This is a genomic window from Loigolactobacillus jiayinensis (genome assembly GCF_003946445.1).
In the GTDB taxonomy this organism is placed as follows: domain Bacteria; phylum Bacillota; class Bacilli; order Lactobacillales; family Lactobacillaceae; genus Loigolactobacillus; species Loigolactobacillus jiayinensis.
Window position 1 is genome coordinate 1 of the sequence record NZ_RHOF01000034.1, and the last position, 22,742, is coordinate 22,742.

Annotated in this window: 22 protein-coding genes and 1 pseudogene; 7 read left to right on the forward strand and 16 right to left on the reverse strand. The window is 42.6% G+C overall.

Features of this window, described 5'->3' with window-relative positions; all coding sequences use genetic code 11:
- Positions 1–123 precede the first annotated feature (123 nt).
- Positions 124–996 carry an NAD(P)-dependent oxidoreductase gene (locus EKM80_RS09335; protein ID WP_125552858.1) on the reverse strand — a complete coding sequence of 291 codons (873 nt, stop codon included), beginning with the start codon at positions 994–996 and terminating at the stop codon, positions 124–126.
- A 217-nt stretch (positions 997–1,213) separates the two neighbouring features.
- Between EKM80_RS09335 and EKM80_RS09340 the strand changes: the two genes are divergently transcribed.
- Positions 1,214–1,585: a hypothetical protein gene (locus tag EKM80_RS09340; RefSeq protein WP_125552859.1), complete on the forward strand. Its 372-nt coding sequence runs from the start codon at positions 1,214–1,216 to the stop codon at positions 1,583–1,585.
- 26 nt (positions 1,586–1,611) lie between these two features.
- On the opposite strand, the gene EKM80_RS09345 is transcribed toward EKM80_RS09340, so the two are convergent.
- Positions 1,612–2,406, reverse strand: coding sequence for an SDR family NAD(P)-dependent oxidoreductase (locus tag EKM80_RS09345; RefSeq protein WP_125552860.1), 795 nt, complete (start codon positions 2,404–2,406; stop codon positions 1,612–1,614).
- A 175-nt stretch (positions 2,407–2,581) separates the two neighbouring features.
- Between EKM80_RS09345 and EKM80_RS09350 the strand changes: the two genes are divergently transcribed.
- The 6 genes and pseudogenes from EKM80_RS09350 to EKM80_RS09375 all read left to right on the forward strand — a co-directional run.
- Complete coding sequence (locus tag EKM80_RS09350; RefSeq protein WP_125552861.1) at positions 2,582–3,547, forward strand: ring-cleaving dioxygenase; 966 nt, start codon at positions 2,582–2,584, stop codon at positions 3,545–3,547.
- Position 3,548: 1 nt separating this feature from the next.
- Positions 3,549–4,166 (forward strand): alpha/beta hydrolase, encoded by a 618-nt coding sequence (locus tag EKM80_RS09355; RefSeq protein ID WP_125552862.1) that lies wholly within the window; start codon positions 3,549–3,551, stop codon positions 4,164–4,166.
- A gap of 516 nt (positions 4,167–4,682) precedes the next feature.
- Entirely contained in the window at positions 4,683–5,000 is a 318-nt protein-coding gene (locus tag EKM80_RS09360) for a DUF898 family protein (protein ID WP_125552863.1), read from the forward strand.
- Positions 5,001–5,079: 79 nt separating this feature from the next.
- Positions 5,080–5,508 (forward strand): DUF6978 family protein, encoded by a 429-nt coding sequence (locus tag EKM80_RS09365; RefSeq protein ID WP_125552864.1) that lies wholly within the window; start codon positions 5,080–5,082, stop codon positions 5,506–5,508.
- Between the two features lie 20 nt (positions 5,509–5,528).
- On the forward strand, positions 5,529–6,290 hold the full coding sequence (locus EKM80_RS09370) for a DUF1828 domain-containing protein (RefSeq protein WP_125552865.1): 762 nt from the start codon (positions 5,529–5,531) through the stop codon (positions 6,288–6,290).
- 213 nt (positions 6,291–6,503) lie between these two features.
- Positions 6,504–6,782, forward strand: a pseudogene (locus tag EKM80_RS09375) (tyrosine-type recombinase/integrase); the annotation flags it as partial.
- Positions 6,783–6,834: 52 nt separating this feature from the next.
- Here EKM80_RS09375 and lepA read toward each other — a convergent pair.
- The 14 genes from lepA to rimP form a co-directional block, all read right to left on the reverse strand.
- A complete protein-coding gene (lepA, locus tag EKM80_RS09380) occupies positions 6,835–8,673 on the reverse strand; it encodes a translation elongation factor 4 (RefSeq protein WP_125552866.1) in 1,839 nt (612 codons plus the stop codon).
- 128 nt (positions 8,674–8,801) lie between these two features.
- Positions 8,802–9,962, reverse strand: a complete 1,161-nt coding sequence (gene dnaJ, locus EKM80_RS09385; RefSeq protein ID WP_125552867.1) for a molecular chaperone DnaJ — start codon at positions 9,960–9,962, stop codon at positions 8,802–8,804.
- A 265-nt stretch (positions 9,963–10,227) separates the two neighbouring features.
- On the reverse strand, positions 10,228–12,090 hold the full coding sequence (gene dnaK, locus EKM80_RS09390; protein ID WP_125552868.1) for a molecular chaperone DnaK: 1,863 nt from the start codon (positions 12,088–12,090) through the stop codon (positions 10,228–10,230).
- 29 nt (positions 12,091–12,119) lie between these two features.
- Positions 12,120–12,758, reverse strand: a complete 639-nt coding sequence (gene grpE / locus EKM80_RS09395) for a nucleotide exchange factor GrpE (RefSeq protein WP_125552869.1) — start codon at positions 12,756–12,758, stop codon at positions 12,120–12,122.
- A gap of 19 nt (positions 12,759–12,777) precedes the next feature.
- On the reverse strand, positions 12,778–13,818 hold the full coding sequence (gene hrcA, locus EKM80_RS09400) for a heat-inducible transcriptional repressor HrcA (RefSeq protein ID WP_125552870.1): 1,041 nt from the start codon (positions 13,816–13,818) through the stop codon (positions 12,778–12,780).
- 236 nt (positions 13,819–14,054) lie between these two features.
- Complete coding sequence (gene hemW / locus EKM80_RS09405) at positions 14,055–15,197, reverse strand: radical SAM family heme chaperone HemW (RefSeq protein ID WP_125552871.1); 1,143 nt, start codon at positions 15,195–15,197, stop codon at positions 14,055–14,057.
- Positions 15,194–16,150: a riboflavin biosynthesis protein RibF gene (gene ribF / locus EKM80_RS09410; RefSeq protein ID WP_125552872.1), complete on the reverse strand. Its 957-nt coding sequence runs from the start codon at positions 16,148–16,150 to the stop codon at positions 15,194–15,196. The genes hemW and ribF overlap by 4 nt, the downstream gene beginning before the upstream one ends.
- Before the next feature lie 83 nt (positions 16,151–16,233).
- Entirely contained in the window at positions 16,234–17,148 is a 915-nt protein-coding gene (gene truB / locus EKM80_RS09415) for a tRNA pseudouridine(55) synthase TruB (RefSeq protein WP_125552873.1), read from the reverse strand.
- A gap of 132 nt (positions 17,149–17,280) precedes the next feature.
- Entirely contained in the window at positions 17,281–17,634 is a 354-nt protein-coding gene (gene rbfA, locus EKM80_RS09420) for a 30S ribosome-binding factor RbfA (RefSeq protein ID WP_125552874.1), read from the reverse strand.
- 50 nt (positions 17,635–17,684) lie between these two features.
- The gene (gene infB, locus EKM80_RS09425) at positions 17,685–20,219 is read right to left on the reverse strand and encodes a translation initiation factor IF-2 (RefSeq protein ID WP_125552875.1); all 2,535 of its coding nucleotides are present in this window, start codon (positions 20,217–20,219) and stop codon (positions 17,685–17,687) included.
- Positions 20,220–20,232: 13 nt separating this feature from the next.
- Entirely contained in the window at positions 20,233–20,538 is a 306-nt protein-coding gene (locus tag EKM80_RS09430) for a L7Ae/L30e/S12e/Gadd45 family ribosomal protein (RefSeq protein ID WP_125552876.1), read from the reverse strand.
- Positions 20,528–20,833: an RNase P modulator RnpM gene (gene rnpM, locus EKM80_RS09435; protein ID WP_125552877.1), complete on the reverse strand. Its 306-nt coding sequence runs from the start codon at positions 20,831–20,833 to the stop codon at positions 20,528–20,530. Before rnpM ends, EKM80_RS09430 begins: the two co-directional genes overlap by 11 nt.
- A 26-nt stretch (positions 20,834–20,859) precedes the next feature.
- Positions 20,860–22,134, reverse strand: coding sequence for a transcription termination factor NusA (gene nusA / locus EKM80_RS09440; RefSeq protein ID WP_125552878.1), 1,275 nt, complete (start codon positions 22,132–22,134; stop codon positions 20,860–20,862).
- 20 nt (positions 22,135–22,154) lie between these two features.
- Complete coding sequence (rimP, locus tag EKM80_RS09445; RefSeq protein ID WP_125552879.1) at positions 22,155–22,628, reverse strand: ribosome maturation factor RimP; 474 nt, start codon at positions 22,626–22,628, stop codon at positions 22,155–22,157.
- Between the last annotated feature and the right edge of the window lie 114 nt (positions 22,629–22,742).

Here is a 22,742-nt window from a genome sequence, read left to right on the forward strand (position 1 = left end):
TATACCAATTTATAAGAATAGGTCGATACTGTTGCACTTGATTTGACAATTTGGGCCTAAAAATAAGTTGGTCAGCAACAAATAAAAACTACGCCAAGTTATTTTGCCGTAGTCATTATAAGTCTATTTAATTGGCCACCATAACTTAATCAGTGCTTGAGTGCCATCATCACCTAAGTCTTCATCTTCAACTAAGCGCCGATATAATTCCGCGGCTGCTTTAGTGGCCGGCAAATCGAGGTTTTGTTTCTGCGCTTCTGCTAAAGCAATTCGTAAATCCTTTAGAAAATGCTTGGCAAAAAAACCAGGCGTGTAATCTTGGGCTAAGATCCGCGGCGCATAATTGGTCAAACTCCAATTGGCTGCCCCACCGGCGCTCAAAGTCGCAATCACAGCTGGTAAGTCTAAGCCAGCTTGCTTGGCGTAAACCAACATTTCAGTCATGCCAGTCATTGTACCGGCGATCATGATCTGATTAGCCATTTTAGCGTGTTGGCCCTTACCCGCAGCGCCAAATAAATGATGACTTTGACCAATGACCTTAAATAAAGGGACCAACTGCTCATAGGTCGACTGCGCACCGCCAACCATGATCGTTAATGTCCCATTTTTAGCGCCAACATCCCCACCGGAAACTGGTGCATCAAGTGCCTGAATATCACGAGTGATCGCCGTTGCATCAATCCGTTGCGCTAATGTGGGCGTACTGGTAGTCATATCGACTATGATATCACCAGCTTTAGCGCCAGCAAATAGCCCATCTGCCCCATAGTAAACCGCCTCAACATCACGCGGGTAGCCAACCATAGTTAAGATAATATCACTATTTTGTGCGACCTGGCGCGGACTATCGGCCCACGTTGCGCCATGCGCCAACACCGTCGCTGCGTGCGCCTTAGTTCGGTTGTACACCGTCACCGCAAAGTTTGCCTTCAGCAAGTTATTGATAATGCCTGTTCCCATGACCCCAGTACCAATGAAACCAATTTTTTGCATGATGTCACTCCTACTCTACAATTTATTGCCATCTTTTCTAAATCACTAGTCGCTAGTACTTGCATCAAGTTGTAAACGAAACTAAAAATAGTCATATTATCGGTTTACATAACAGTTGAACCACTTTCATTTTACCATTAATTTCCGGCACACAACTTGCAAAACCCCTAAAAAATGCTATATTTAGGACAACCAAAGAAAAGAAGAGGGCGATTTTTTGAAAAGAAAATTACGGAACATTTTACAAGTTATCGAAGAACATGGCGATCGAGTCGACAAATTAATCAGCCCAAACACCCTACAATTAAAGTTTGCGGCACAACCTGCTTTCGTTGATGATTTAATTGTTGATAGTGAAGTTTTTCAATTATTAAAGCTGTACGCCGCTGATGCGACCGTTAATGTTACAGCGCCAATCACTGAGCTACCCAAATTCTTTCAAAAAATGTTCCAGAAAACCAGTTCTGAAGCTGCAACAGCCTATAAAAACCACATCACCACTGACAGCACGATCACAATAACCGTTGAACTTGTAACCGATCCTGAACACCATGATATCGGTAATTCAACGATCAAGTTCTGGGATTAAGCACTAAACTAAAATAGAGTTAAGTTTTATCGTGTCCGGTATGGTAGAGCAACAATTTTACGACTAATGTTAGGCGCTAAGCGAGTAAACGCCGCAAACCACTGATAAGCCATTGGTAACCGCAAAATTTGTTGTCCCTGCAATGTAGCGGACACGATTTTTTTAGCTACTTTTGCCGGAACCAATTGACTCGCAGTCATTGCCTTGATGATCAATTGATTGGCGCGCAAATAGGGTACGGTTTGTTGTTGGAAGTGGCCAGTAGCCAGTAAGCTTGGCAAGACCGTCATTAAATGGATCCGCGTTGTCCGCAATTCAAACCGACTACTACGAGCAAATCCCAGCAAGGCGGCCTTACTTGCTGAATGAATGGCAGCATACGGTAACGCTAATTCTGCACCAGCTGAAGCAAGATTGATCAGGTAGCTCGACCGCTGATCTCGATAATGAGCTTGAATAAATAATTGGCTCAGTGTAATTGGTACTACAGTATTTAACTGCAAGACTTGCTGCATCTTGGCAACTGGTACCCCATTGATTGCACCAAAACCAGGTAAAGCGGCATTATTGACCAAGATATCTGGCAAGCCACATTTAGCCACACACTGACGCCAAACTGGCGCACCATTATCCACCGCCAGATCAGCCACTAAAATCGCTACACCTGCTGTGGTCAACTTAGCAGCCTTACGGGCAACTCTTTCTAAACGCTGCCGATTGCGGCCAATCAGAAGCAAGCGCATTTGGCGGTGAGCGAAAGCATAAGCTAACTGTTCACCTAACCCAGCTGAAGCACCGGTGATCATTACTAATTTTGTCATTTTATCCCTCCAATTTTAAAGCGCTTACCGTCAGTATAGCATGCCTACTGGGCGCAACCCATAATCACGCTTCCCTGAGCCATAATATTTAGCATGAACTCGAGCATTTAAACTTACTTACTTAAAATAAGTATGATATGATACTGCCAATCATTTAAACAAGGAGGCCGCACCCATGGCTAAATTACTCGGTTTACATCATTTAACAGCAATTACTTCCAGTTCACCTAAAATGTTCAATTTTATGTCTGGTATTCTCGGTTTACATTTAATCAAAAAAACCGTCAATCAAGACGATATTCGCACTTATCATCTCTATTTTACCGATGATCGTGGCGCAGCTGGCACTGATATCACTTTCTTTGATTTTCCAGGCCAATTTCAAGGTAACAAAGGCCGCAATAGCATTGAACGAATTGGTTTCCGCGTTCCTAATGACGCCGCTCTAGCCTACTGGCAACAACGCTTCACTGATCATCAAATTGAACACGAACCAATCGTAACTGAATTTGGTGCTAAAACGTTGCGCTTTTACGATTTTGATCATGAACGCTACCAGTTAGTTTCCGACGAAGTTAATCATGGTGTCCCTGCTGGCACGCCTTACCGTGACAGCCCCGTTCCGGCTGAATTTGCTATTAGCGGCTTAGGCCCAATGCGGATCACCGTCAACTACTTTACCCAAATGGAAAAAGTACTCATCGACCTATTAGGTTTTGAAAAAGTAGCGACTGAAGGCCAACAAACCTTATATGAAGTTGATTCTGGTGGTCATGGTGCTCAAGTGATCGTGGCTGACGAACAATTACCCGCCGATGAAGTTCAAGCTTACGGTACCGTACATCATTTAGCTTTTCGTACCGCTGATGAAAAGGAATTACGTGACTGGATCGAAAAAATTACTGCAGCTGGTTTGCGCCAATCTGGCTTTGTTGACCGTTTCTACTTTAAATCTGAATACTTCCGTCCTGGCCCAGGCGTTTTATTTGAAATTGCGACTGATGGTCCTGGCTTTTTAGTCGATGAAACTTACGAAGAAGCTGGTGTTCATTTGGAATTACCGCCATTTCTAGAAGCCCAGCGCGCTGATATTGAAGCTCATTTAGTGCCGTTCAACACAGACAAGAAAGTAGTCGATTAATATGCCCAAGTATTATCACTATTTTAGAGCAGGCATTGCCACTAAGCCACCAATTTTGATGTTCCATGGCACCGGCGGCTACGAAGATGAGTTAGCCCCGCTTGCACAACAATTAGCACCTGGTAGCCCACTATTGGGTATTCGCGGCCGCTTAACTGAACAAGGCCGCACCCGGTACTTTGCTCACACCCCGGATGGTCACTTCGATCTCACTAGTTTGGCCAACGAAACGACTTGGTTGATGACTGCAATCGACGAACTGGCTGCTAAATACAAGCTCGCTGTTGCGCGCATGATCGTCGTTGGCTACTCAAATGGTGCCAACATCGCAACTCATGCGTGGCTAACCCAGCAAGCAAAATTCAAAACTGGTATTTTATTTCACCCGATGCAACTAACTGACTATCAACCAATACCAGACTTGAACGAGATCAAAGTTTGGGCCTCGTATGGTAGCCTAGATCCAATTGTTACCGCAACAAATTTTGCGGCATTAACGCAGACATTAACTACCGCACATGCAGACTTAACCGTTTTTAAGGCCGAACAATCCCACGCGCTAAGCCCACAAGAACTTGCCGCTGCCAAAAATTGGTTGCAGGCAAGCCAAGGGTTATAGTCATGCACTTTAACTTACAGTGCTGTTGCACTTCAAATTTAGGCTAACGTCATTTTTTAGAAACTAATTAAATTAGTGCAAAAAGCACCTTTTAAATCTTATTGGTAGCTAATTTTAAACAGAATTAGAAGTTAAACAACTTCTAGTTCTGTTTTTTATTCGGTTAACTCAGTGGCTAAAAAGCAGCAACCCTTATGCGCCAACCTATTAGCTAGACTAACAATACTAAGCATGCTGCTTTGTTGCGGTTGAATTTTTAATTTGAAGACATGACCTACTTAAATTAAGTTGTGTTAGCTATTGATTAACGTTATATTATGATTAGAAACAAAGCATTAACTGAGAACTATAAAAACAACTTAGGAGGTAGGCAATCTATTTGGGGTAATCTAAAGGCCAACTCAGCGTCAGAGCAAGAAACTTGGTCAAAAACCTATAAAACTGAGCCTTTTGAACAAGCCAAGGATCACGAAACAGAATTAGCAAATTAATACTTAGGTTATCTGGGAGGACTTTATGGAAGTAAAACATGGGCATTCATCATTTTTTGATGGCGGATTATTACAATTTATTGGTTGGTCGCTTATTGGTATGATCATTACAGTATTTACGTTGGGTATTTGCTACCCGTGGGCACTAACAATGATCTACGGTTGGAAAATTAATCATACTGTAATCGACGGTAAGCGCATGAGCTTTCATGGTTCGGCAATCGGTCTATTTGGTAACTGGATCAAATGGCTGCTACTGACCATCATCACGATCGGTATCTACAGTTTTTGGGTCAATATCAAGCTTGAAGACTGGAAAGCCAAAAATACGTCATTTGCATAAATTAATAACATCCCCTACCGGTGCACTGTGGTTCGATTCCATGGAGGGGAATAATTATAGTTTAATTGGAGGTGTTATTTTGGAGGATGACAGCTATCGCAGAATTCACGGATATCCAAAACTAACAAATAAGCAAAAACTATTCTGTGCTGCACAAGGAAAACAGGAAATATATAATGGTCATGCTATATTTAACGAAAAAGAAACTTTTAAAGTAATACAAGCTCGAAAGGGACATATCAGACAAAATGATCTATCCTACGTTTTACTACATAAAGCTAGTGAAATCATGGTAAGAGTTGATATAATAGGTGCAACACATGAAGGCGTACCGACACCCCATATTCATATTTATGATGAAGAACATAATCAAGGTGAAGTTGCAATTCCGCTGAGTCAAATCGCTAATTACAACATCACTGATAGTATAATAGACTCTCTTGCAGAGTTCTTAAAATTCAACAACTTTGATTTGACTAATAATCAAATAAGTCAAAGAACAGTTTAAGAAGATTTGAGGTGAAGTAAATGAATACCAACAAAATGCTGGACGACTATGCTAATTGGCTAAGAACTCAGTACAAAATAAAATCTATTGGCGCTGCTGACGAAATCACAACTCCGTTTGTTAACAGCATTGGTGATAATATGCGTATCTATGTACAATCATTGTCAAATAATAGAATACAGTTAAGTGATGATGGTATTACAATAGAAGATCTCGAATTATCAGGTATAGACCTATCAGATTCAAGAAAAAGTATCATAAATAATATCAAACGACAATTCTCAATTGACCAACTTGATGATGTGTTATCTGTCTCTGGTTCAGTTAACGATTTTCCAAACATGAAGCAACGGCTAACGTCTGCAATTCTTAAAGTAAGTGATTTAGCTTATACGAAGAAAAGTAATATTGATAAGATGTTTTTTGAGGAAGTTTATAAATATTTTGAAACAAATGATTTTGGCGGTTTGCCTCATTATGCAGTTGAAGGTAAAAGCGGTGTAAAACATAATTTAAATTATGTGATTCCCGCAAGAAATGACAAACCCTTTAAAATTATTGATTTTCAAAATAGAATCACTAAAAATGATGTCATGATTGGCGCATATAAGTATCGAGATATAAACGATAGTAGCGAATATTTTTCGAAAAATATTGCTTACTCAATCATATATAACGACTCAGAAATGAATGCTTCCGATACTTCCCAAAAAATAGCTTATGATTCAGGCATAACTATATATACATGGTCAGATAAAAAGCAATTATTAGCCTTACGTTGATCCCTATTCATACCATAGGGATTTTATTTAAAAAGCCAAAAGAACATACATTCCCGTCAATATGATCGATTTTTGGAAATCCATCATATTAGGAAGCCATCATCATGGCAGAAAAAATATAAAACGGTGCGGCGAAAAATGACCCAAACAGCAATTAAGTACCCGAGTCCGCTATGCAGGTTATTATACTGAATTAAATTTTGTTTGCACTCATTTGTTTGTACTCATGAGAATGGTAAGTCCGTGACCCCTAACTCAATTAAATATAAATCTGCACACATCGCAAAAGAATTAAAAATCCCCTTTAATTTTCATTCATTACGCCACACCCATGCCACTATGCTTTTAGAAAACGGCGCCAAACCAAAAGAGATCCAAGAACGGCTAGGCCATTCTCGAATCTCCACTACGTTGGCTACTTATTCACATGTCACTCAAAAAATAAAAACCAACATGGTCGACATCTTTGAGCGAATTCAACAGAACGATTAAAAGCTATGTTGGCAAATCGTCTATTTAGACTTCACTATTTTCATGCAACCCGTTATTTCTTATGGGTTTCTTCCTCGTCAGTCCGTAAAACGGCCATGAAGGCTTCTTGCGGCACTTCAACGGAACCGATTTGTTTCATGCGTTTCTTACCCCGTTTTTGCTTCTCTAATAATTTACGCTTACGGGAAATATCACCGCCGTAACACTTAGCCAGTACGTTTTTACGTAATGCCTTAATGTTAGTACGAGCGATAACTTTATTACCAATAGCGGCTTGAATGGGTACTTCAAATTGTTGCCGCGGGATGATCGTCCGTAATTTATCGACGATTTCACGACCACGATTCATCGCAAAATCCTGGTAAACAATGCTACTTAAAGCATCAACGGCTTCACCATTAAGCAAGATATCCATTTTGACTAATTTACTTTCACGATAACCTTCAATTTGATAATCCAATGATGCGTAGCCTTTAGTGCTAGACTTCAATTTATCAAAAAAGTCGTAAATAATTTCTGATAATGGTAAATGATAAATCACATTGACTCGATTATTGTCTAAATATTCCATGGTATCGAAGTCGCCACGTTTATTTTGCGATAATTCCATAACTGCGCCGACGTAATCATTAGGCACCATAATTGAGGCGTGGACAAAGGGTTCTTCAATTGAACGAATCGAAGCAGGATCTGGCATTTCTGACGGGTTAGCCACGATTTTCTGAGTTCCATCCGTTTGATTAATGTGATAAATAACCGATGGCGCCGTGGTGATCAAATCAAGGTCAAATTCACGCTCCAAGCGCTCCTGAACAACATCCATGTGCAATAGGCCTAAGAAACCACAACGGAAGCCAAAACCTAACGCTTCCGATGTTTCAGGGTCAAAGGTTAAGGCAGCATCGTTTAAACGCAGCTTTTCAAGCGACTCACGTAATTCATTGTATTTTGACGAGTCCACTGGATACAGCCCACAGTAAACCATTGGCGTCATTTTCCGGTAACCTTGAATTGCTTCAGTTGCAGGATTATTGGCCAAAGTAACTGTATCCCCAACTTCAGTATCCTGAATTGTTTTAATACTAGCCGTAATATAGCCAACGTCCCCGGCCATCAACATTTCACGCTTAACCGCCTTGGGTGACATCACACCGACTTCAGTAACTTCAAACGTCTTGCCACTTTGCATTAGTTTGATGATGTCACCGGGCTTAACCACACCTTCAAAGACTCGTGTGTTCAATACAACACCACGGTAACTGTCGTAAACAGAATCAAATATCAATGCGCGTAGTGGTGCCGTTAAATCACCGGTTGGCGCTGGTATATCGGTCACAACACGTTCTAAAATTTCTTCAATGCCAATCCCCTGTTTTGCGCTGGCTAATACAGCATCTTGCGCTTCAATACCGATATCGTCTTCAATTTCGGCTTTGACCCGCTCTGGATCAGCCGCCGGTAAATCAATTTTATTGATCACTGGAATAATTTCTAAGTCGTTATCAATAGCTAAATAAACGTTAGCTAAGGTCTGCGCCTCAACACCTTGTGCTGCGTCTACCACCAAAACAGCACCTTCACAGGCTGCTAAGCTACGAGAAACTTCATAAGAGAAATCCACGTGGCCTGGCGTATCAATCAAATGAAAGGTATATGTTTGACCGTTTTTAGCCTGGTACGCTAATTCAACAGCATTTAATTTAATTGTGATGCCACGCTCACGTTCCAGATCCATAGTATCAAGGATCTGTGCCTCCATATCGCGCTTAGCAATCGTATGCGTCAATTCTAAAATCCGATCAGCCAACGTCGATTTACCATGATCGATATGGGCAACTATCGAAAAATTACGAATATGTTTTTGGCGTTCTTGCATCGCTTTAATATCCATTATCTTGCCTACTTTCTCCTTGCTCGCTAAAGCAAGCTGTCCTTTAAATTATAGCAAGCTCAACCGTTTGGTGCAATTCTGATTGTTATCAAAAAAGCAAGTAGCCGTAGCCACTTGCTTTTAATCACTTATTTCTTACGTTTACCACCATTAAAGGTGTCACGTAATTTATCAAATAAATTACCTTCTGTTTCGGTCATACTGTCACCACTAGCAACAGCAAAATCCTTCAAGGCTTCTTTTTGTTCACCATTTAAATGCTTTGGTGTAACCACTTTGACCTTAACGTGTTGGTCCCCACGTCCGTTACCACGTAACCGTGGTGCACCTTGGCCGCGTAACCGGAACGTTGTATTGGTCTGTGTGCCAGCTGGTACCTTTAGCTTGACCTTACCGCTAACAGTATCCACTTGCAGTTCGTCACCTAAGGCTGCCTGAACAAAGCTGATTGGTACTTCTAAATAAATTTCAGCGCCATCACGTTCAAATTTATTACTTGCTGCCACCCGGAAAACGATAAATAAATCACCATAAGGGCCACCGTTTTCGCCAGCTTCACCTTGATCAGATAACCGCATTTGCTGACCATCTTCAACACCAGCTGGAACTTTAACTTTAACGCTGTGCCGTTCTTCTTCATGGCCAGAACCATTACAAGTTGGGCATTTTTCTTTGATTTCTTTACCAGTACCATGACAAACGTCACAGACTTCACGGGACTGCATCCGGCCTAACGGTGTTTGCCGCGTAACTTGGATATAGCCGGAGCCATGACATTTATGACAAGTATCTGGTGTTGTTCCTGGCTTAGCGCCAGTCCCATTACAAGTATGGCACATTGCCTCGCGTGAATAGGAAATTGTGGTTTCCTTACCAAAAACTGCTTCTTCAAACTTGAGATCCATTTGGTATTGTAGATCTGCGCCTTGACGTGGTGCATTTGGATTAGCACTTTGGCCACCGCCACCACCGAAGAACTGACTGAAAATATCGTCAAAACCGCCAAAGCTCTGACCACCGCCACCGAAACCGCCAAAACCTTGACCGCCACCAAAGCCGCCTTGGCCTTGAGGACCAGCTGAACCGTATTGGTCGTATTGTGCACGTTTATCAGCATCGCCGATCGTTTCATAAGCTTCAGAAATATCCTTAAATTTTTGTTCAGCATCTGGTGCCTTATTTAAATCAGGATGATACTTCTTCGAAAGCTTACGGTAGGCGCGTTTTATTTCATCTTGTGAGGCGTCGCGGCTAACCCCTAAAGTCTCATAATAATCTTTATCCGCCATGCGTGTTAAGAACCTCCTAGAAATTTAGCGCGTTGCAAAAGGCACTTATATTTCACAACACGTTTTCACTGAATTAATGTTAATTAATTTATGCTCCGTTACATTAAAAACTTTTCCAAGCATACCATAAATCAAAACAAAAAGCCAAAAGCCGCAATGGCTTTGGCTTTTTGTGAGGTATGGTACAAATCCGTTCTGCAAAGTAGCTGCTTGCATAAAACGCAGTACAACTATAGTTCGAACGTTAAGCGCTTTTCAGCACTTGCTATTTCTTGTCTTTGTCAGGATCGACTTCTTCAAAGTCACCATCAACGGTGTTGTCGTCATCTTTCTTGGCATCACCAGCAGCCTGATCAGTAGCACCAGCGTCACCGCTCTTAGCTTGCTGTTCTTTAGCTGCTTGTTCGTACATTTTAACGGACAAGTCTTGCACGATCTTGTTCAAATCATCGCGCTTAGCCTTCATGTCGTCCAAGTTGTTTTCTTCTTGGGCTTTCTTCAAGGCTTCCTTAGCATCTTCGGCTTGTTTGATTTCGTCGTCAGATACTTTGCCCTTCAACTCTTTCAATGTCTTATCAGTCGTGAAGAGAAGTTGTTCAACTTCGTTACGTAGGTCAACTTCTTCTTTCTTCTTGTTATCGGCATCAGCGTTTTCTTCGGCTTCTTTTTGCATCCGTTCGATTTCTTCATCAGATAAACCTGAAGAACTCTTGATCGTGATCTTTTGTTCTTTTTGCGTACCCATATCTTTAGCTGAAACGTTAACGATACCGTTCTTATCAATATCGAATTTAACTTCGATCTGAGGTACGCCACGTGGCGCCGGTGGAATGTCCGCTAATTGGAAGCGACCGAGTGTTTTGTCGTCCGCTGCCATTGGCCGTTCACCTTGTAAAACATGGATATCAACAGCTGGTTGGTTATCAGCAGCAGTTGAAAAGACTTGTGACTTGCTCGTTGGGATCGTTGTGTTACGGTCGATCAACTTAGTGAAGACACCACCCATTGTTTCGATACCTAATGACAATGGTGTAACGTCAAGTAAGACAACGTCCTTAACATCACCAGTGATAACACCACCTTGGACAGCAGCGCCTAAGGCAACAGCTTCATCAGGGTTGATTGAACGATCTGGGTCTTTACCCGTCCATTGTTTAACGGCTTCTTGAACGGCTGGAATCCGAGTAGAACCACCATTTAAGATAACTTTATCGATGTCGCCTAAGCTTAACTTAGCATCGCGCAAAGCGTTGTCGAAAGGTACCTTAGTACGAGCAACGAGGTCAGCAGTCATTTCATCAAACTTAGCACGCGTCAAAGTCTTTTCCAAATGTAATGGCCCAGCATCGCCAGCAGAAATAAATGGTAAGCTAATTTGAGCTTCGTTAACGCCAGATAAGTCTTTCTTAGCTTTTTCAGCGGCATCCTTTAACCGTTGTAAGGCCATTTTATCTTTTGCTAAATCAATACCGTTATCTTTTTTGAATTCAGCAACCAACCAGTCGATGATCTTTTGGTCAAAATCATCACCACCGAGTTTAGTATCACCATTAGTTGACAATACTTCGAAGACACCGTCGCCTAATTCAAGGACGGAAACATCAAAAGTACCACCACCTAAATCATAAACCAAGATTTTTTCGTCAGCATCAGCCTTATCTAGGCCATACGCTAGGGCGGAAGCAGTTGGTTCGTTGATGATCCGTTGTACATTCAAGCCAGCAATTTTACCAGCGTCTTTAGTTGCTTGGCGTTGGCTGTCGTTGAAGTATGCTGGTACAGTAATAACTGCATCGTTGACTTCTTCACCTAAGTAATCTTCGGAGAATTTCTTGATGTATTGTAAAATCATCGCGGAAATTTCTTGTGGTGTATAAGATTTGCCGTCAACTTCAACTTTGTAGCCTGCTTCACCCATGTGACGTTTGATTGAAGCTACTGTGTTAGGGTTGGTGATAGCTTGGCGTTTAGCCACTTCACCGACCTGAGTTTCACCATTCTTAAAAGAAACAACGGATGGTGTTGTACGATTACCTTCTGGGTTCGTGATGATCTTAGGTTCGTTACCTTCAAGCACGGCAACGGCTGAGTTAGTCGTCCCGAGGTCAATACCAATTACTTTAGCCATAAATTTCTAACCTCTTTTACCAATTTTATTTATTGTGCGACAACGACCATTGCTGGTCGTATAACGCGGTCTTTAAGCTTGTAGCCTTTTTGCAATACCTGTACTATCGTATCAGGTTTTTGATCACCTTCCACCGCCACGGTTTGGACCGCTTGGTGAATGGTCGGATCAAAGGCCTGATCGGCAGCCGCAATTTCAATGACCTGGTGAGCTTTTAAAGTACGCTCCAGATGATCATAAACCATCTGCACGCCTTTCTTCAATTGTTCACCATTTTTATCATTGACCTCAACGGCCAAGGCACGCTCTAGATTGTCGATCACTGGTAGAATATCTTTTACCAGATCCTGGCCTTCATACTTCAACAATTGTTCGCGCTCCTTCTTGAAGCGCGTATTCATGTTTTGAATCTCAGCTTCTGCCCGAAGATATTTATCTTCAGTAGCATCTACCTTAGCTTGTAGCGTCTTGATCTGTTCAGCTTGTGGGTCGACCGCTGCAGATTCGGTCGCTTCGTCCGTAGCGCTAGTCGCTGAATCTGCGGCAGCTGACGTCGTGCTGGTTGCACTTTCAGGTGCAGCCGTACTAGTTGCTAAATCTTTTTCTGATGGGAATTCTGTCTTTTGTGCTAATTCATCATCAGTATTTGGTTGTTGCTTTTTAGCCAAACAAATTCACCTCCAATGATCACTCATCCCCGCGATGGGTATAATAATCAGTTATTTTTTTGGCCAATTCTTCGCGGAAAACATCAAGTAAACCGATCATCCGTGAGTATGGCATACTGGTAGGTCCTAATAATGCGATCATGCCTTTACCGTGATCACCAACATCATAAGTGGCGGTGATCAAACTAAAATTACGCAATAGATTGTTGGTCAATTCATCGCCTAAGCGGACTTCAATCGTCTGATCTGGTATCCCAATCAATTTAGCTAAATCATCATTTTGATCGACCAATGAATAAAGTGACTTCAATTGGTCAACGTTTTTAATGGTTGCTGGATTGATCAGATTCATTTTACCATCGACATAGAAACGCTCTTGCGCAGCCTTTTTCAAGACATTGCCAAAAATATTCAGAAAGCCAGTTGGCGTCCCTAAATATTGGGCCAACAATTGTGGAATGTCACTACGTAATCGTCTGATCACGTCAGTTAGCGGTAAACCAACCAATTGATCATTAATAATTCGAATAGCCTTCTCTAAGCTGTCGCTATCCAGCTCATGTGGCAAAGTGAAGATTTGATTCTCCACCGCGCCATTATCAGTCACTAAAATTGCCATGACTTGCTGGTCACCTAATGGCACTAAACGAAAACCAGTCAACCGTGAATCACGTAACTCAGGTCCTAATGAAATCGCCGTATAGCTCGTCAAACTTGATAAAATTTTCGCCGATTGCGCAATAATTTGATCAATTTGATGATAACTTTGATCAAATGATGTTTCGATCACGGCTAAATCACTGGCAGCGACACTACTAGGCTCAACTAAATGATCCAAGTAGTAGCGATAACCCTTGGTCGACGGAATACGTCCGGAAGATAAATGTGTTTTTTCAATTAAACCCATATCCTCTAAACGAACCATTTCATTACGAACGGTTGCTGAACTAACGTGCATAGGTAGTTGCTCGAGTAGCTTTTTCGAACCGACAGGCTGACCACTTTCAGTATACAAACGGACAATTTCCTTTAAGATAACTAGTTGTCGCTTGGTCAGCATTCGAACCACCTCTTTTTAGCACTTGATACATTTGAGTGCTAACACAATTATTAATATACCAACTCTACCCATTTAAGTCAAGGCAACAGCTGGTTTTTCCGTTAAATTCCTTTAAAATCAGTCCTACGACGGAGAAAAGTGACTTCACCAAAAAATCGCCACTTCTGCGGTAGCGATTTTTGCGCTTTAGCTGAGATTCAAAAGCTTAGCTAAAGCGTGCTTTTAGTCAGCTAACACTAGGTTTCGTCATCCATTAAAAAGGCCTGGAACACTTCGTTACCCATGAACTCACCACGGCGAGTTAAATGAATATGCTCTGCATCTTCCGCCAATAACCCCCGCGCAACTAATTTAGCAATAATTGTGCCATAAAGTTCCGCCATGGGTAACCCAAATTTTTGGGCAAAACGGGCTTTACTGACCCCAGCGACTGTCCGTAAGCCGAGAAACATTTCTTCCTCAATCTGTTCACTACGTGGCAACACATGACGCTGTAATACAGGCACATGCCCCGCGTGTAACGGCGTCAAGTATTGTTGGATCGGACCAAAATTTTGGTAACGTTCCTTGCCTAAGTAACCGCTGGCCCCGGCACCGAAACCAAAGTAATTATCATTACGCCAATAGGTTAAGTTATGTTGCGATTGATAGCCTGGCTTCGCAAAATTACTAATTTCGTACTGCGGTCGCCCAGCTTGAGTAAATTTATTCAACGCTAATTCATACATATCTGCTTCCACATCTTCTGATGGCAAGTGTAACTTACCTTGGCGCATTAAATTATAGAACATCGTTTTACGTTCTAAAATAAGTGAATAAGTCGAATAATGCGGTAGATCTAGTGCAATTGCTTTGTCCAGACTATCGGTAAAATCAGCCATACTTTGACCAGGTAAGCGAAAAATAAGATCAATGCTAATATTTTCAAAGCCGACTTTGCGCGCGTTGGCAATGGCCGTGTAGACATCCGCACTGCGATGAATACGACCAATTTTTTTCAGCACATCATCATTAAATGACTGTACGCCAATACTTAAGCGGTTTACGCCATGTTCGTGCAAAACTGATAATTTGTCCGTTGTCAACAGATCATTGGGATTAGCTTCACAGGTGAACTCCTGCCCAGTGAACGGCAGAATCTCTTGTATACCACTTAATAAGCGGTCCAATTGTGTCGGCGTCAAGGTCGTTGGTGTTCCACCGCCCACATAGAGGGTGTCAATTGTCTGCTCCGGATGAGCCGCTGTCACCAAGCGCATTTCTTGTAGCAAGCATTCAACGTAATCATCCACTGGCTGGCCAGCGAGGAAGACTTTGTTAAAATCGCAATAATAACAAATGTGCTCACAAAATGGAATGTGAATATAAGCGCCGGTCATAGACTCACCTGACCACTATGATTGGTAAAATAAGCTCGGCTATGCTGCTCGTCTTGTTGCAGTTGCGTCACTAGCCCAGCCGCGTCAGCAAATTTGATTTCGCCGCGTAAACGGGTAAACCAGGCCACTTGTACCTGCTCACCGTAAACCATTTGGTCAAAGTCAAAAACATACAGCTCCACTGTCACAGCATTTTTATCGCCAAAGGTCACATTACGGCCAATTGAGCCCATACCTAAATACCAACGCCCAGCAAGCGCAATTTTCACGGCGTAAATACCGATGCCAGGAACGTGCTGTGCTGGATCAATCGCTAAATTAAGCGTTGGGAAACCAATCGTCCGTCCGCGCGCTAAACCGTGTACGACCACACCAGCATTGCGGTAAGGATAGCCTAACAACGTATTGGCCTGATCAACGTTCCCAGCCTTGATGGCCGCACGGATCGCTGTTGAACTAATTTTGGCGGCGGCTGCTTCTTGCTTAGCGACCTGAACAACATCAAAACGGCCTTGTGCATACTGCACTAAATCCTGCATTGTCGCTTTTTCTGGCCCAAAAGTATAATCAAAGCCAGCAACTGCTACCTGCGCGTGAAAACCAACAATATATTGATCAACAAATTCAACGGGTGTCAACGCACCAAGTGCCGAAGTAAACTCGACAATATATAAAATATCAACGCCTAAAGCAGCCATTAATTCGGCTTTCATTGTTGGCGTCGTTAAGTATTTCATTTGTTCTGAATCTAACTGGCTAAATACCAGTCCAGGATGTTGATTAAACGTCATCACCGCCAACGGAATCTGCCGTTCACGGGCAACAGCTGCCGCTTGTTTGATGACTGCCTGATGACCTAAATGGACACCATCAAAAAAGCCCAACGTTAAGACAACGGGCGTGGCCACAATTTGCGCCACTGTATATGGATGATGAATGCGAACGATCTTCATTTAACCTAAACTCCAATCTCAATAAAATTCTTTATAACCAGATTAGTGTTCGCGCCACTGAACGCATTTTAGAACACTTGCTCTTAGTCATTAGCTAGAAACATTTTAACCGGCTGTAACAGATGGGAATACTCAGCATGAGGTTGATACAATGCCTTGATCTTACCTGCATAAACCAGTGCGATCACTTCATTTAAAGGAGTTACTTCAGCCCGCGGCAAAAAGGCCCCATGCTGGACTTTATCCCACTGTTCCGCCGTTAATTCTGCCTTTGGATACGCACTTAACGCTGATTCCATTGGCCGCAAAACGGTCGCTAATTGATTATCAGCGCATAGTTGCGCAACAGTTGCTAGATCAACGGTGTCGGTCAGAGCAAAGCCACCACTCTGGACACGCGTTAAAGCTGACATTACTGCCGCAACACCTAACTTTCGGCCTAAATCGACAGCTAGGGTGCGGACATAGGTTCCCTTAGAACAGCGTACTTCAAAGCGGAATTTTTGGGTACCAGCTGTAGCATCAAATTCAGGCTCACTCAGCCGGGTAAAAGCACTGATCGTTACCTGCCGCTGTGGTCGTTCCACCGTTTCGCCAGCGCGAGCATAATCGTATAAGCGCCGCCCCTTGACTTTAACCGCTGAAAACATTGGTGGAATTTGGGTGATTGGGCCAATAAAAGCCGCCATTTGTTGATCGATTTGTGTCGGCGTAAATGCAGCTGCTAATGGTGTTTGTTCAACAACCTCGCCATCTAGATCCTCTGTCGTTGTTGCAAAACCTAACGTAACTTCACCTTGATACGTTTTACCGCCAGCAACTAAATAATCGACAACTTTAGTAGCTGACCCAATGCAAATCGGCAAAACGCCGTCTACATTCGGATCAAGCGTCCCGCCATGACCTACTCGTCTTGTATGTAACAAGTGGCGAATTTGAGCGTCACAATCATGGCTGGTCATGCCGCGTGGTTTATATAGTGGTAAAATTCCGTTCATTATTGTTCCTCCGCACTTCTGATTCACTTGCAAACTAAATCATTATAGCACACTTAGCTATTTTACTAAGCTAGTGTTCAACGCAAAAGCAGGACTAAGGTAAAAAGCTACCCTAGCCCTGCTTAAGCAAAATTAACGTTCTTCACGGTGCAACTGATTGATCAATTCATCGATTCGACTACCATATTGAACTGATTCATCCCGCGCAAAAGTTAGCTCAGGAATCTTAAATAAACGAATCCGTTGACCTAATTCCATCCGAATTAAGCCAGTCGCTTTTTCTAAGCCCCGTTGCGCTTTTTCACCGTCACCGGCTTTGTCGGAAAGAATACTGTAATAAATCGTTGCTTGTTGTAAATCACCGGTGACGTGGACACCAGTAATGGTGACCCCTTCGACCCGGGGATCACGCACCCGCTTCAATAAAATGTCCGACGTTTCTTTTTGAATTTCTTGCGAAACGCGGCCAATTCGATATTGTGCCATTGCGCACCTCCACTCTCAAAACAGGTAGTTAACTTAGTGACGTTTAAAAACTACTTAACTGGAACTTCTTCCATAATGTAGACTTCAATTTGGTCACCGTCTTCAACATTATTGTAGTTCTCGATCATCAAGCCGCCTTCAAAGCCTTGTTTGACTTCTTTAACGTCGTCTTTTAGATGCTTCAAACTAGCAATTTTGCCTTCATTAATGACGATTCCGTCACGAATCAAGCGAATACTAGAATCTCGTTTAACCAAACCAGAAGTAACGATAAAGCCGGCAATAGTCCCAACTTTAGAAACTTTATAAGTTTGACGAACATCCAATTGACCAATAACCTTTTCTTGATAAGTTGGTTCTAGCATGCCCTTCATCGCTGTTTCAACTTCATCGATTGCGTTATAAATGACGTTGTGTAAACGAATATCAACATCTTCGGTAGTTGCTTGGTCTTTAGCACGTGGTGTTGGCCGTACATTGAAACCAATGATAACCGCATTACTAGCAGCAGCTAAGGTGACATCACTTTCGTTGATGGCCCCAACAGCTTCATGAATAATGTTAATACGGACGCCTTCAACCTCAATTTTTTGTAAACTATTGGCTAAAGCTTCAACAGAACCTTGAACGTCTGCCTTGATAATGATATCGACTTCTTTAAGTTGACCTTCTTGCATCGTCTCAAATAAGTTATCCAAGGTAACATGTTTAGTCCGATTACGTTGTGCCAAAACAGCTTGTTTAGCACGTTCTTCACCAGCAGCCCGAGCAGTTTTTTCATCTTCAAAGACGATAAATTTATCCGCTGATTCAGGTACATCACTTAAGCCAGTGATTTCAACTGGTGTCGATGGCTTAGCTTCCTTGATGCGGCGACCGCGATCGTTAGTCATAACCCGGACACGACCAAAGGTATTACCAACAACAATTGGATCACCGATCCGTAAAGTCCCTTGTTGAACTAAGAGTGAGGCAACCGCGCCTTTACCCTTATCCAAACGAGCTTCGATAACCGTACCAGCACCCTTTTGGTTCGGGTTAGCCTTCAGTTCCAACATGTCAGCTTCCAACAAGATCATTTCCAATAACTCGTCTAAGTTCTTACCGAATTTAGCAGAAATTGGGACGAAAATGGTTTCGCCACCCCAGTCTTCAGGAATCAAGCCGTATTCAGTCAATTGCTTCATGACGTGGTCTGGATTAGCATTAGGCTTATCGATCTTGTTAACCGCAACAATAATTGGTGCATTCGCTGCCTTGGCATGGTTGATAGCTTCAATGGTCTGTGGCATAACGCCGTCATCGGCCGCAACCACCAAAACAATAATATCAGTCACATCAGCACCGCGCGCCCGCATATCAGTGAAGGCCGCATGTCCTGGTGTATCCAAGAAAGTGATTTGACGATCTTTAGACTTAACTTGATAAGCACCAATTGCCTGAGTGATCCCGCCAGCTTCGCCTTCAGTAACGTTAGTATGCCGTAACTTGTCCAGCAATGTCGTTTTACCATGATCGACGTGGCCCATAATGGTTACTACTGGTGGCCGGTTTTCTTGATACTTGGTATTCGCTTCTTCAGCTGCAAAGAATTTGTCCAAATCAGAAATATCAACTTCGACTTTTTCTTCAGCTTCAATCCCATAATCCGCCGCCAAAACCTCGATCGTATCTTTTTCCAAAGATTGGTTTTGATTAACCATAACACCCATCATGAATAATTTTTTGATGATTTCGGCTGGTTCACGGTGAATTAACTTCGCAATATCTTGAACGTTCATGCCTTCAGTATATTGTAATACTTCTGGCAAAGCACGGTCTTTACGCGTTGTTGCTGGAATGACTGAATGATTTTGACGTTTATTGCGCCGGTTACGCTTCTTGTTGAAACGACCACCGCCGCCAGCATTACCACCAAAACGACTGCTACCACGGCCACCGCGATTATTATTGTTGCCAAAACGGCTGTTAGTATTGCGGTTACCAGCAGCAGTATTGCTACCAGTGCCACCTTGATTACGGTTATTACCACTACGAACCGTATTATTAGTGGAACTGATTGGTTTAGCAGCATTAACTGGTGCCCGATTATCATCACGATGTTGTGGATTCGGTGCTACCCGGTTATTACTTGCAGAAACTCGCGGTTTGTTGTTGTGATTATTATTATTATGGTTATAACGATCATTGCGATTTTGTGAATGGTTGTTATTACCATGTTGATTCTGGTTGCTGTGTCCTTGATAATTACGGTTCGGTTGGTTGCGCTCACGGTCATTATGTTCACGCTCATTGTGCTGTTGTGGACGTGCTTCATGACTATGTTCGTTACGCGTCGGTTGTTGTGGGCGAGCTGCCTGTTCGTGTGTTGGCGCTGCCTTTTGGGTGTGATCCACCGGCTGAGTATTTGGCGTATTGGCCACCTTTCCGCCACTGATCGCATTGCGCAAGGTTTTCTCTTGTGCATCATCGATCGTGGACATATGATTCTTGACATCAAATCCTGCTTTTTTTGCTTGATCAATCACTACTTTTGATTGAATATCTAATTCTTTTGCTAATTCGTAGATACGTTTTTTACCCATATCTTCACGCTCCCTACGTTTTCAGTAAGGCAATGAGCCGGTGGGCAAAACCTGGCTCGGTCAGACCAACAATCGTTCGTGGACGTCCTAGCGCTTGGCTCATTGCTTGTTTTGTGAAGGCTGTTATCACCGGTACATGATAAAATTCGCCTTTAGCGTTAAATTTATCACGTGTGGCTTGACTAGCATCAGCGGCGACCAAAACCAGCATGACTTTCTGCTGTTGGATCGCCTTTAAAACTAAGCCTTCACCCATTGTCAATGCACCTGCTCGTAAACTTAATCCTAACAGGTTTAATGCTTTTTGATTATTTTCCATTTTTATCGCCAAAAAGTTCTTTGCGGGCTTTTTGATGTTTAACATAAGCTAATAATTCATTATAAAAATCATCGTCAACGCTGGCGTTTAAAGCCTTATCTAAGATGTGCTTTTTTGCCGCTTCCTCAATTGCCGCTGGTTCCAATGAAACATAAGCGCCACGACCAGATTTTTTACCAGTCGGATCAACGGCTACTTCGCCTTCCTTACTACGAACGACGCGCACCATTTCTTTTTTAGGCTTCATTTCGTTACTGACGACATCTTTACGCATCGGGATTTTTCTTGGTTTCATACTCAAGTTAGCTCCTTTTCCGATAATTAATCGTTAGCATCAGCGGTGTCATCAGGGACAGTTGGTGCTGTATTGTCAGCTGAATCGTCGACGGTTGTCGTGTCAGGAACGGTTGGTACCTCATCAGCAGGCAACTTGGTTGTGGTTTCATCGGAAACTGTTGGTGCAGCCGCTGCTTCTGCAGTAGCACTAGTTTCATCTGGAACCGTTGGTGCAACTGCAGCTTCTGTGGTATCACTAGTTTCATCAGTCTTATTAGCCAATTCATCAGCTTCAGTTTCTGACTTGATATCGATCTTGTAGCTCGTCAACTTCGCCGCTAAGCGCGCATTTTGCCCACGTTTACCAATTGCTAATGACAGTTGATAATCAGGGACGATCACTGTAACGGCTTTATCGTTGGTTGGGTCAAATGTAACATTAACCACTTGCGCTGGGTTCAGCGCGTTAGCAATATATTCGGCTGGATCATCCATCCATTCAATGATATCCATGTTTTCACCAGATAATTCATTGACAATGGCTTGAACCCGCTGACCACGCGGCCCAACACAGGTACCAACTGAGTCAACATTAGCGTCATGGCTACGAACAGCCATCTTTGTCCGATCACCAGCTTCGCGCGCAATTGAAACAATTTCTACAGTACCATCATAAATTTCTGGTACTTCTTGTTCAAATAACCGCTTAACTAAATCAGGATGGGTCCGACTCACATAAACTTGTGGGCCCTTAGGCGTATTTTCAACCTTGGTAACATAAACTTTAATGCGATCATGTGGTTCGTAGTGTTCGTTAGGCATTTGGTCACTTTTAGCAAGAATAGCTTCAATCTTACCTAAATTAACGTAAATATACCGACTATCACGCCGTTCTACGACCCCTTGCATGATTTCATTTTCATACTTAATGTACTGATCGTAAATAATATTACGTTCAGCTTCGCGTACTCGCTGCATGATAACTTGCTTAGCCGTTTGGGCGGCAATTCGGCCGAAGTCCTTTGGTGTGACCTCAAAACGAATATCATCGCCAACTTCGTAAGCCTCGTTGATGGTCAAAGCTTCCTTCAAACTGACTTCTAAACGTGAATCAAAAACTTCATCAGTCACTTCCTTGACCGCATACACATGGATGTCGCCTTTTTTATTATCAAATTCAACTTCCACGTTTTGTGCTTGACCATAATTACGCTTGTATGCTGACGCTAAGGCCGCTTCTAATGCTTCGATCACAACTTCTTTTTTAACGCCTTTTTCAGATTCAAGTGCATCCAAGGCACTTAACATTTCCTTGCTCATGCTAACTGTTTCCTTCCCGATTAAAATTCGATGGCTAATCTAGCTTGCGCAATTTGTTGCCGCGCAAAAGTAAATTCCTTACGCCGGGTTTTGACTTTAACTGATAACGTTAATTCATCAGGCGTTACCGCCGTCAATGTTCCTTCATAAATCTTCGCACCAGCGACTGCTTGATACAGCGAAATATGGACATAACTGTTCAAAGCGCGCTGATAATCAGCTTCCTTTTTCAAAGGTCGTTCAGCGCCTGGCGATGAAACTTCTAGATAATAAGCTTGCGGAATCGGGTCCGGATCTATTGAATCCAGCGTTTCACTAATTTCTTCACTGATCATGGCACAATCTTCAAGAGTGATACCAGCAGGTTTATCAATATAAACCCGTAAATACCAGCTTTTTCCTTCTTTAACAAATTCAATATCAACTAATTCGAAATGGTGACTGTCCACGATTGGTTGGACAACATCTTGGACTCTTTCAACAACCGAGCTCAAACCATTGCCTCCTTTTCGCAATTATAGTTTGTTCCTATCTGGAACGATTGCTGCTCAATACCGAGCCACCGCGGTTAAAACAACTTTTATACGGTGGCCTTATCTTTTAGTAAA